Annotated in this window: 11 protein-coding genes; 6 read left to right on the top strand and 5 right to left on the bottom strand. The window is 36.6% G+C overall.

The window, feature by feature from the left end; genetic code table 11:
* Positions 1–183: 183 nt before the first annotated feature.
* Together grcA and DKK79_RS00395 are read right to left on the bottom strand one after the other, a co-directional pair.
* Positions 184–567, bottom strand: coding sequence for an autonomous glycyl radical cofactor GrcA (grcA, locus tag DKK79_RS00390; protein WP_034883287.1), 384 nt, complete (start codon positions 565–567; stop codon positions 184–186).
* A gap of 186 nt (positions 568–753) precedes the next feature.
* Positions 754–1,320, bottom strand: coding sequence for a DJ-1/PfpI family protein (locus DKK79_RS00395; RefSeq protein ID WP_220018951.1), 567 nt, complete (start codon positions 1,318–1,320; stop codon positions 754–756).
* Positions 1,321–1,562: 242 nt separating this feature from the next.
* On the opposite strand from DKK79_RS00395, the gene DKK79_RS00400 reads away from it, so the two are divergent.
* The 6 genes from DKK79_RS00400 (at position 1,563) to DKK79_RS00425 (ending at position 8,169) form a co-directional block, all read left to right on the top strand.
* Entirely contained in the window at positions 1,563–3,080 is a 1,518-nt protein-coding gene (locus DKK79_RS00400) for an MFS transporter (protein WP_110422547.1), read from the top strand.
* Between the two features lie 35 nt (positions 3,081–3,115).
* Positions 3,116–4,255 (top strand): beta-galactosidase BglB, encoded by a 1,140-nt coding sequence (bglB, locus tag DKK79_RS00405; RefSeq protein ID WP_110422407.1) that lies wholly within the window; start codon positions 3,116–3,118, stop codon positions 4,253–4,255.
* A gap of 95 nt (positions 4,256–4,350) precedes the next feature.
* On the top strand, positions 4,351–5,037 hold the full coding sequence (gene ung / locus DKK79_RS00410; protein WP_110422408.1) for a uracil-DNA glycosylase: 687 nt from the start codon (positions 4,351–4,353) through the stop codon (positions 5,035–5,037).
* Positions 5,037–6,035: a gluconate operon transcriptional repressor GntR gene (gntR, locus tag DKK79_RS00415; protein WP_110422409.1), complete on the top strand. Its 999-nt coding sequence runs from the start codon at positions 5,037–5,039 to the stop codon at positions 6,033–6,035. Before ung ends, gntR begins: the two co-directional genes overlap by 1 nt.
* Before the next feature lie 149 nt (positions 6,036–6,184).
* Positions 6,185–6,811 (top strand): uracil phosphoribosyltransferase, encoded by a 627-nt coding sequence (gene upp, locus DKK79_RS00420; protein ID WP_034883276.1) that lies wholly within the window; start codon positions 6,185–6,187, stop codon positions 6,809–6,811.
* Between the two features lie 95 nt (positions 6,812–6,906).
* The gene (locus tag DKK79_RS00425; protein WP_220018952.1) at positions 6,907–8,169 is read left to right on the top strand and encodes a uracil-xanthine permease family protein; all 1,263 of its coding nucleotides are present in this window, start codon (positions 6,907–6,909) and stop codon (positions 8,167–8,169) included.
* Positions 8,170–8,530: 361 nt separating this feature from the next.
* On the opposite strand, the gene lysS is transcribed toward DKK79_RS00425, so the two are convergent.
* The 3 genes from lysS to DKK79_RS00440 form a co-directional block, all read right to left on the bottom strand.
* Positions 8,531–10,045: a lysine--tRNA ligase gene (gene lysS / locus DKK79_RS00430; RefSeq protein ID WP_110422410.1), complete on the bottom strand. Its 1,515-nt coding sequence runs from the start codon at positions 10,043–10,045 to the stop codon at positions 8,531–8,533.
* A 25-nt stretch (positions 10,046–10,070) separates the two neighbouring features.
* A protein-coding gene (prfB, locus tag DKK79_RS00435) for a peptide chain release factor 2 (protein WP_110422411.1) occupies positions 10,071–11,169 on the bottom strand; the annotation gives its coding sequence in 2 pieces (ribosomal slippage) (positions 10,071–11,093 and positions 11,095–11,169; 1,098 coding nt in all).
* 166 nt (positions 11,170–11,335) lie between these two features.
* On the bottom strand, positions 11,336–11,962 hold the full coding sequence (locus DKK79_RS00440; protein WP_110422412.1) for a Fe-Mn family superoxide dismutase: 627 nt from the start codon (positions 11,960–11,962) through the stop codon (positions 11,336–11,338).
* Positions 11,963–12,069 lie beyond the last annotated feature (107 nt).

Raw genomic sequence — 12,069 nt, forward strand, 5'->3', positions numbered from 1 at the left:
TTTTAATTTAAAATTCCGTTGAATTGAAGGACAATTAAATAACGCGCTGAAAATAACCGAAAGTGAAAGATAAAAAGAAGAAATAGAAAGAATAGAACAAAATTATCGCCATTAAAAAAATTAACCCAGTATAATTACTGGGTTAATCTGACTTATACTACGTAAATATTTAAAATATGTAAATTACATTTTAGTTGTAAAAGTACGAGCAATAACGTCGCGTTGTTGTTCAGCTGTTAGTGAGTTAAAACGTACCGCATAACCAGAAACACGAATAGTTAATTGTGGATATTTTTCTGGATGTTGTACTGCATCTTCTAAAGTTTCACGACGAAGTACGTTTACATTTAAATGTTGACCACCTTCAACTTTAATTGTTGGTGCAACATCTAATGGAATTTCACGATATTCGATTTGACCAAGTTCTGCGGTTGGTACAATTTGATCTTCTTTATAAACTGATTTAGCAGCGACGCAACGAGCTTCTTTTGTTGAATCATCTAATAACCAAAATGAGTTAAGTAGTGCTTGGTTGTCAGCTTTAGTAATTTGGATACCTGTAATCATTTTTAAATCCTCCTAATGGATTGGGACCTTATTGTCCTAAACTATTTAAGCTTAATATAGCACTTTGAATATTTGATTAAAGTCAAAAAAAACTATTAATCTGATAAGTTTTACCGTTGATTAGATATTTAGGATCTTGTCGATATAAATAAAAATATTCCAATAACGTTATGAATTATCAGTGGTTCAGTAATTGATATAAATATGATCGGCTTGAAAGCGAATCTCATCTTTATCTAATTTCAATAATTCTGCAAGTGTGAAAGCAAATTTAAATGCCATTCCTAATCCTTTACCACTAAAAAGATTGGCATCACAGACAACATCCTGATCAACAAAAATACCATCTGATACGTTTTTATATAAATCACCAGAGCAGACATATTTCCGACCATTTAATAAATTATTCTTACTTAAAACTTTTGCTGCAGCTGAGCATATTGGGCAAATCCACTTATTTTCTTTATCGTGGCGTTTAATGAAATCAATCACATTGGCATTATTACCTAAATTAACCGTGCCATCAGGTCCGCCTGGTAAAATCACCGCATCGTAAAGTGTGCTTAGTTTATTCTTAAGTAACGCATGAGCTCTCATCTCAATACCATGATAGCTTTTTACCTTAATATCATCTTGGCAGGCTAATAGATCGACATCTATTTTCACTCGGCAAAGTGCGTCATAAATAATAATTGCTTCGGCCTCTTCAAAACCTTCAGCTAACAAAATGGCTATTTTTGGGACATGCATCATAAAAACTCACAATAAAGGTTGAAATTTGAATCATTGTTTCATAAATTTTTTTTGAAAGTAGGATTTATTTTATAAAAATAAAATATATGTGAACAAAATCACATCGACTTTCAAAATTTTGCCATTTTTATGGAAAGTTGGCAGGTATATTAAAGTTTAAGACAAGCTCCCACCATAGACTAGTCACAGTAATTAAAAAAGTTATTTATCTTTTGGAATAAGGAAAAATGAGTGGGGAAAATATGAAAAAGAGAGTGATAGGATTAAAAAATTACTTAGCCTATGGCGCGGGTGATTTTTTAGGTGCCGGTACAACAGCATTGACGGCTGTATGGTTATTGTATTTTTATACCAATTTTTGTGGACTAACGCCAATTGAAGCCACATTTATTTTCGCGGCCGCAAGGGTTCTCGATGCGGTGATTAGTCCATTAATGGGTTATTTAACCGATAACTTTGGTCGAACTCGATTAGGAAAACGTTTTGGTCGTCGTAAATTCTTCATATTGCTTGGTATTCCCCTCATATTTAGCTATAGCGTAATGTGGGCGCCCGGTATGAATTATCTCTACTACTTAATCACCTATCTTTTCTTCGACATGGTATACACTATGGTGCTTGTTCCTTACGAAACCTTAGTCCCTGAAATGACCGATGATTTTAAACAAAAAACGAAATTCTCTGGTGCTAGAATTTCAATGGCACAATTGTCGGCAATATTAGCAGGATTCTTACCTGGAATTTTACTCAACTATTTTGGTAAAGATAACGCAATATCATTTTTTTATGCCAGTTTGGTGTTCTCAATCTTATGTTCATTTGCTCTTTGCATGGTATACCTATTTACCTGGGAAAGACCGAATGAGCTTAAATCAAAAGAAGCATTACTTGCCGAACAACTGGCTGCTTCATTACCATTTAAAGAAAGTATCCGCCATTTAGTCATCGAATTATTATCCACGTTCAAAATAAAAATCTTTAGACAGCATTTAGGTATGTATCTGGGCGGATATATTGCTCAGGATGTTTTTAATGCGGTATTTACCTATTATGTAATTTTCGTTCTATTACAAGAACCAACCGTGGCTTCAATGCTAATTGGAACAATGTCTATCACACAATTCGTTGCTGTATTATGCATGATGCCATTATGCATCAAATATGGTCCTGCGCCAGCATACCGGGCTGTCGTCACAATCTTCGGTATAAGCTGCCTTTCGTATGGTGTCATTTGGTATTACAACTTAAGTCACGTTCATACCTTACTCGTTACTATCTCAGCAATTACAGGCCTAGGTCGAGGCGGTATCAATTACGTTCCTTGGAATATCTATACCTATATTTCCGATGTTGATGAAATTATTACTGGCAAACGTCGCGAAGGTATTTTTGCTGGCGTAATGACCTTCACACGTAAAGCTTCGCAAGCTGGTGCGGTAATGTTGATTGGTGTGTGTTTACAATGGTCTGGTTTTGTTAGTGGTCAAAATCAACAACCTGAACAAGTTTCACTAACCATCTTATTTTTATTAGTGATTGGAACAATCTTTGTTCTCTCATTAGGATTTTTAATTTCATTAAAATTTAAATTAAATTTAACCACTCACAAAATTCTAATCAATGAAATTAATAACATAAAAGGTATTGGCTCTAGTTCTGAAAAACGAATTAGTGATGAAGGTAAACCTGTTGTTGAAATGTTAACAGGCATGCCGGTTTCCCAACTTTGGGGAAATAATAATATAGGTTATAAAAAATAAATAAATTCGTTTTTAATGATTAGTAGAGGTAAAAAATGCAGATATTTCCTGTAAAACATAGCAAATTACTTTGCAAGCCAGAATATATAATTTCGCATTCTGAATTGAAACAACTGATTCACAAAATTGTTAATAATCTCATTAATATTAAAGATGAAACAGGTGAATTTCTACTACGATTAGATGATGGACGCGTAATTGATACCAAGGGTTGGAATGGTTGGGAATGGACTCATGGAATTGGACTTTATGGTATGTATCAATTTTATCAACAAACCGGTGATAAATCGACTCTCGACATTATAGACAATTGGTTTATACAGCGTTTATCAGAAGGGACACCAACCAAAAATGTTAATACCGTTTGCCCTCTTTTAACTTTAGCTTATCGGTATGAAGAAACTAAAAATCCGGTTTTCCTACCTTATTTGGAACGCTGGGCTGATTGGGTAATGTATGAAATGCCAAGAACCAAATTTGGTGGTTTACAACACATCGTTTATAACAATGAAAATCACCAACAACTTTGGGATGATACTCTCATGATGAGTGTATTACCTATCGCCAAGATTGGTAAATTACTTAATAAGCCAGAATATATACAAGAAGCAATTTATCAAATACTCATTCATATCCAATATTTAATGGATCGCCAAACCGGGCTTTGGTTTCATGGATGGACATTTGAAGGTAACCACAATTTTGCTAAAGCAAGATGGGCAAGGGGAAATAGTTGGTTGACAATCGTCATTCCCGAATTTATTGAATTACTTGATCTTGATCAACATGATCCTTTTAGAAAATTACTTATTGAAGTACTCAATGCGCAAATAGAAGCGCTTGATAAATATCAAGATCAAAGTGGATTATGGCACACCATTATAGATGATCCCGATTCTTACTTAGAAACATCGGCAACCGCGGGCTTTGCCTATGGTATTTTAAAATCAATAAGAAAACGTTATATCTCGTCAGATTATGCATTAATGGCAGAAAAAGCAATTAAAGGCGTAATGACAAATATTGACGATAAAGGAACGCTCTTAAATGTTTCATTTGGAACGGCAATGGGCAGCAATTTAGAATATTATAAAAATATTCCGTTAACATCGATGCCATATGGTCAATCCATGGCGATTTTATGTTTAACTGAATATTTAAGGGTCTTTATTTAACATGGTTCAACATTGATTAGCATTAGGTTTATTATTATTTTTAGGTATAATTATTATCATCTCAATACTAGATAAAATAATAGTAAAGGTAAATTATGAGTAATCAATTAACCTGGAATGATGTTATTGGCTCTGAAAAAGAGAAGCCCTATTTTCAACATGTAATGCAGTTTGTTGCTACACAACGTGCTGAAGGTAAAATTATTTATCCACCTCAGCACGATGTGTTTAATGCATTTCGTTTTACTGCTTTTAATAATATCAAAGTGGTGATCTTAGGGCAGGATCCTTATCATGGTCCAAACCAAGCTCATGGTTTATCGTTTTCTGTTTTGCCGGGAGTTAAACCGCCCCCATCATTATTAAATATCTATAAAGAGCTCTCAACCGATATTGAAGGTTTTACTATTCCAAATCATGGTTACTTAGGTTATTGGGCAACCCAAGGGGTATTACTGTTAAATAATGTTTTAACTGTTGAGGCCGGACAAGCTCATTCTCATGCCAAATTAGGTTGGGAAACTTTTACTGATCATGTTATTGAAGCGATCGATAAACATTTACAAGGTGTCGTGTTTTTACTTTGGGGCTCTCCGGCGCAAAAAAAAGGTCAATTTATTGATCGTCAAAAACACCATATATTAACCGCTGTACATCCTTCGCCATTGTCTGCTCATCGGGGATTTTTTGGATGTAAACACTTCTCAAAAGCGAATAATTTTATTTTACAACATGGTAAAACGCCAATTGATTGGCAACCAAGATTACCGGAAAATAAGTAATGAATAAAAAACGTCGACCAGGCTTACAAGAAATCGCCAATTTACTTGGTATCAGCAAAATGACTGTAAGTCGCTTTTTGCGAGATCCCAATCTTGTATCAGAATCTCTTCGATTAAAAATTTCATCGGCTATCGATAAACTGGGGTATATCCCTAACAAAGCTCCAGACATGTTATCTAATGCCAAAAGTTATGCTATTGGGGTGGTATTACCCTCGTTAACCAACCAAGTTTTTGCCGATATTTTAAAAGGTATCGAAATGGTCACAGATGTAAAAGGGTACCAAACCATGATCACGCATACCGGATACAGCGCCGATAAAGAAGAGTTACGGGTACGCTCATTACTGTCTTACAATATTGATGGACTAATTTTGACCGAAAGAATACATAATCCCGCCACACTTAAAATGATCGAAATTTCAGGTGTGCCGGTAGTTGAAATTATGGACAGTGTCTCACCTTGTATTGATATGGCTGTTGGCTTTGATAATTTCACCGTCACCAAAAATATGATTCATCACATGATAGATAAAGGGCGACGTAATATTGTCTACTTTAGTGCCAGACAAGATCAGCGAAGTATCATTCGCCAGCAAGGTTATGAAAAAGCTATGCAAGAGGCGGGATTAACGCCAAAAACATTAGCGACAAAAGAAGCTTCATCCTATGAATTAGGTGCAAGATTTTTACACCAAGTTCTAGAAGAAACCCCAAGCGTTGATGGTATTTTTAGTACCAATGATGATTTAGCTATAGGCGTATTACTTGAATGTCAACGTATTGGTATTGAAATACCTAAGCAGATAGCTATAGTCGGATTCCATGGACACAAAATTGGCCAATATATGAATCCGAAATTAGCCTCCATACAAACGCCAAGAATAGAAATGGGTAACATTGCTGCCGAATTACTCCTAAAACGCATCAATGGTGAAAAGATAGATCAAAAGGTAATCGACTTACCTGTTGCATACCTAGAGGGTGAAAGTTTATAAAAAATAAAGAGTTTTTTAAAAATCTAGATTAACGATCTGCTTTGTTGGGATTTCTGGTTTTCATGATTTGATATCTCTGCTATAATTACCTCTCAGTGGTTATTTATACCTACTAATTAGATCATCAAAGAATAACACTGAGGCCCCCAATGAAAATTGTTGAAGTAAAACACCCTCTAGTTCGCCATAAAATTGGCTTAATGCGTGAACATGACATTAGCACAAAAGATTTCCGAGACCTTGCCAGTGAAGTTGGCAGTTTACTGACTTATGAAGCAACAGCTGACTTACCGACTGAAAAAGTGACGATTGAAGGTTGGTGTGGACCAGTTGAAGTCGAACGCATCAAAGGGAAAAAAATTACCGTTGTTCCTATTTTACGTGCTGGTTTAGGTATGATGGATGGTGTCTTAGAACATATACCAAGTGCAAGAATTAGTGTTGTTGGTTTTTATCGTAACGAAGAAACTCTCGAACCTGTTCCTTATTTCCAAAAACTCACTTCTGATATTGAAGAACGTATGGCTTTAGTGGTAGATCCAATGCTTGCTACTGGTGGCTCTATGGTGGCTACTATTGATCTACTTAAAAAAGCCGGTTGTAAAAATATCAAAGTACTGGTTTTAGTGGCTGCGCCAGAAGGTATTAAAGTATTAGAACAAGCTCACCCAGATGTTGAACTTTATACTGCATCAATCGATGAACGATTAAACGATAAAGGCTACATCTTGCCCGGACTTGGCGACGCAGGTGACAAGATATTTGGCACTAAATAAAATCTCAAATTTTAGACCGGTTTATCCGGTTTTTTTATGTCTGCTAGTTAACAATGAAATTATATTAAACATGAAGTTCAATAAGAGAGGATAACGTGGCTAAAAACACCAATGACGAGATACAAAAAGATATTTCGCAATTAAAGCCATCTTGGCAAGATGTTTTCACCGGCGCACAAATGCTATTTGTCGCATTTGGCGCTTTAGTTTTAGTACCACTTCTAACAGGATTAAACCCAAACGTAGCACTATTTACCGCAGGGGTGGGAACTTTACTATTTCAACTCACCACTAAAGGAAAAGTACCGGTATTTTTAGCTTCTTCTTTTGCTTTTATTGCTCCAATATCTTTTGGGGTAGCGCAATGGGGAATACCAGCAACCTTAGGTGGATTAGTGGCAGCTGGCTTAGTATTTATGTTTTTTGCTTTTTTAGTAAAAATTAATGGTAACAATGTCATTGACCGGATCTTACCTCCGGTAGTCACTGGACCAATTATCATGGTAATCGGATTATCACTAGCGCCCGTTGCTGTTGGGATGGCCATGGGTAAAAACAGTGGACTTCAAGCCGAAAATTACCAACTTATTATTATCTCAATGGGCTCTTTACTAACCACATTAATTGTCGCTATCTGGGCAAAAGGTTTTTTTAGATTGGTACCGATTATTGCCGGTATTGTGGTTGGATACGCGCTTTCTTGTGTTTTTGGTATTGTTAATTTTCAACCGGTAATTGACGCGCCATGGTTTAAAACACCCGATTTCACCTTCCCTGAATTTCAATGGCAAGCTATTTTATATATGATACCCATTGTTATTGCGCCAACCATCGAGCATGTAGGTGACATTATGGCAATTGGCTCAGTAACCGGTAAAGATTATACTCGCGACCCAGGTTTACAACGAACATTATTAGGCGATGGCCTAGCTACAAGTACGGCTGGATTTTTAGGGGGACCTCCTTGTATAACTTATGCTGAAGTAATTGGTGCGGTGACTTTAACGCGTAATTTCAAAACACAAGTAATGACATGGGCAGCAATCTGGGCAATCTTAATGTCTTTCATAGGTAAAATTGGTGCCTTTTTAAGTTCGATTCCTACAGTAGTGATGGGGGGAATCATGGTTTTACTGTTTGGTTCAATTGCATCAGTTGGCATTAACATTTTAGTCAAACACAAAGTCGATCTTTCCGTATCACGTAATATGTGTATTGTTTCGTTAGTACTAGTATTTGGTATTGGTGGTATGATTTTTGACTTTGGATCTTATGCACTGCAAGGTATAAGTTTATGTGGAATCTTAGCGATTGTGTTAAATTTAATTTTACCTCATAAAACCCAATCAGCTGACTAATCAAGTCAAGTCAAGTGGCCGTTAATCATTAAATTGATTAACGGCTAAAAGTGTTGATGACGTTTCTCAAAAAAGTTGCGCAATGCTGTTTTTGCCGTTCATTATCTTGTTTAGCAATAACAAATTTTAGTTAGCAAGTAACAACTTTGCTAAAAACTCTCCTATCAATATGCTTATTTAGGTATTGGATTTAAAGCGTATTTTTTATCAATAACATAATACTTAGTGTCTTGTGGCATAAAATTAAGTGAGTAATAACTTTAAGCGTTGAATGGATTTTAAAAAGTTGAGGAACGAGGTTTTTGAAACTGAAAAACTCACTTATTTAAAAAATAAGTGAGTTTTATTAAATTAGTAATGACTATTTAACAGGTCGCATCGTCGGGAATAAAATCACATCACGAATAGTATGACTATTGGTAAATAACATCACAGTTCGGTCAATCCCAATTCCGAGTCCTGCTGTTGGTGGTAGGCCGTGTTCTAATGCAGTGATGTAATCTTCATCATAGAACATTGCTTCGTCATCACCAGCATCTTTTTGCGATACTTGATCAGCAAAACGTTGCGCCTGATCTTCGGCATCATTAAGTTCTGAGAACCCATTTCCAATTTCACGACCACCGATGAAGAATTCAAAGCGATCTGTGACAAATGGGTTTTCGTCATTACGACGCGCAAGTGGTGATACTTCCGCTGGATATTCGGTAATAAACGTTGGTTGGATAAGATTTGCTTCAGCAACTTCTTCAAAAATTTCGGTTACTACTCGACCAAGTCCCCAGCCTTTTTCAACTTTGATACCGACTGATTTTGCAATTGCACACGCTTTATCAAAATCATCTAAATCAGCGTTATTGGTTTCTGGGCGATAATGGCAGATCGCTTCGCGCATAGTCATTTTGATAAAAGGCTTACCAAAGTCAAAAGTGTGTTCGCCATATTGCACTACTGGATTTCCTGTTACGGCAATAGCTAAGCGGCGGAATAATGCCTCGGTTAATACGATCAAATCTTTATAATCGGCATAAGCCATGTACATTTCCATCATTGTGAATTCTGGATTATGTCTTGGTGATACGCCCTCGTTTCGGAAATTCCGGTTGATTTCAAAAACACGTTCAAATCCACCAACAACTAAACGTTTTAAGTAAAGTTCTGGCGCAATACGTAAGTACATATCTAGATCAAGCGCATTGTGATGAGTGATAAATGGTTTAGCTGATGCCCCACCAGGGATAACTTGCATCATTGGTGTTTCGACTTCCATAAAGTGGTTTTCTAACATGAAGTTACGAATTTCAGTTACCACTTTAGAGCGAGCAATAAAGGTATCGCGTGATTGTTGATTGGTAATTAAATCAAGGTAACGTTGACGATAGCGCATTTCTTGGTCAGCTAAGCCGTGGAATTTATCTGGTAATGGGCGTAATGCTTTAGTAAGCAAGCGGATTTCTTCACAATGGATGGATAGCTCACCGGTTTTAGTTTTAAATAAGTAACCTTTAGCACCAACAATGTCACCAAGATCCCATTTTTTAAATTGTTCATTGTAGTAATTTTCTGGTAGGTCATCACGCGTGACATAAAGTTGGATTTGCCCAGCGACATCTTGCAATGAAACAAATGAAGCTTTACCCATAATCCGGCGCATCATCATTCGACCAGCAACGGTTACGATAATTTTATTTTCAATTAACTCTTCGTTAGTTTTATCATCATACAATTTATGAAGATCGCTTGAAATGGCGTCACGACGGAAATCATTCGGGAAAGCAATGCCTTGTTCGCGAATTGCAGCTAGCTTTTCACGACGTATTGTAAGCTCGTTATTTAACTCTTCAATATGGTTTTGTTGCTCTTGCTGTGTTGACATAATTTTACCTTTTATTTTTTACCGGTTATAAACCGGCTTTTAAGCTTTCTTCAATAAATTGATCTAAATCACCGTCCAAAACGGCTTGGGTATTGCGTGTTTCAACGCCAGTGCGTAAATCCTTGATTCGTGAATCATCAAGTACATACGAACGAATTTGGCTGCCCCAACCAATGTCGGATTTGTTTTCTTCCATTTGTTGTTTTTCGGCATTTTTCTTCTGCATTTCAAGTTCGTACAGTTTTGCTTTTAACTGTTTCATGGCCTGATCTTTATTACTGTGTTGCGAACGGTTATTTTGACATTGCGTCACAATTCCCGTTGGCACGTGGGTAATACGTACAGCAGATTCGGTTTTATTAACATGCTGACCACCGGCTCCCGATGCACGATAAACATCGATGCGTAGATCAGCAGGATTAATATCGATATCAATATTATCATCAATTTCCGGGTAGACAAATACTGATGCAAATGAGGTATGCCGACGGTTACCTGAATCAAAAGGACTTTTACGTACTAAGCGGTGAACCCCGGTTTCAGTGCGTAACCAACCGTAAGCATAATCGCCAGAGACCTTAATTGTGGCGGATTTTATACCAGCCACATCACCGTCTGAAACTTCCATTACTTCGGTGCTAAACCCTTTCGATTCAGCCCATCGTAAATACATTCTAAGTAGCATCTCAGCCCAATCTTGTGCTTCAGTGCCGCCTGAGCCTGATTGAATATCTAAATAACAGTCTGCACTATCATAATCACCCGAGAACATGCGGCGGAATTCAAGACCGGCTAGTTTTTTTTCTAGTTGTTCTAATTCTTGATTGGCCTCGTCAAAAGTATCTTGATCTTCTGCTTCTATGGCAAGTTCAAGTAGACCTTCAACGTCATCTAGACCTTGGTCTAAAGAGTCGATGGTATTGATGATCTCTTCAAGCGTAACGCGTTCTTTACCTAACGCTTGAGCTTTTTCTGGATCGGTCCAAACTTCTGATTGTTCTAATTCGGCATTGACTTCCTCAAGACGCTCTTTCTTGAGATCATAGTCAAAGATACCCCCGAATAACATTCGTGCGCTCGGTAATTTCGGCTATTTTCGATTTGATAGGATTAATTTCAAACATGTTTTGTTAGATTTTAAATTTTTTAACTAATCGTATATTGTAACGGATTTAAGTATAACTTAGCAATTATTTTACTTGCGTCATTTAAGTAAAAGCGAGGAATTAAATAGTGCTCAAAAATAAAAATGACGCATTAAGCGTCATTTTTTAGATTAATTTGCGATGATTATTTTTTTGCTGCTGCGTATAATTCTGCGACTTTGTCCCAGTTAATGACATTCCAAAATGCACCAATATAATCGGCACGACGATTTTGGTATTTTAAGTAGTAAGCATGTTCCCAAACATCAAGGGCTAAAATTGGTGTCCCCGAAACCCCAGCAAATTTTTCACCCATAATTGGCGTATCTTGATTGGCGGTTGAAACCACTTCAAGTTTATCGTTTTTTAGTACTAACCAAGCCCAACCAGAACCAAAACGCGTTGCAGCAGCCGCTGAGAATTTTTCTTTAAACGCATCAACTGAACCAAAATCTTTTTCAATAGCTGCTTTGAGGTCACCTTTAAGTTCAGTTCCAACTTTTAATAACTCCCAAAATAGCGTGTGATTGACATGACCACCAACATTGTTTTTTACACCAGTCACTTTATCTGCAGGGACTTTGTCTAAATTTTTTAGTAATGTTTCCGGACAGAACGCGTTCAATTCTGCAGGTAGGGTTTCTAATAGTGCGTTAGCATTATTTACATAAGTTTGATGATGCTTATCATGGTGTAGATGCATGGTTTCAGTATCAATATAAGGTTCTAATGCATCATAAGCATAAGGTAGTGGGGGTAGTGTGTAAGCCATGAAATTGCTCCTCTCATCTAATAGGAATTGTTAACTACGTTATGTTACCGAGTATACGAACTATCAATTCATCTCACAAACTATTACTTAGATAGTTGATGACTATC

Source organism: Gilliamella apicola (genome assembly GCF_003202915.1).
GTDB lineage: Bacteria > Pseudomonadota > Gammaproteobacteria > Enterobacterales > Orbaceae > Gilliamella > Gilliamella apicola_Q.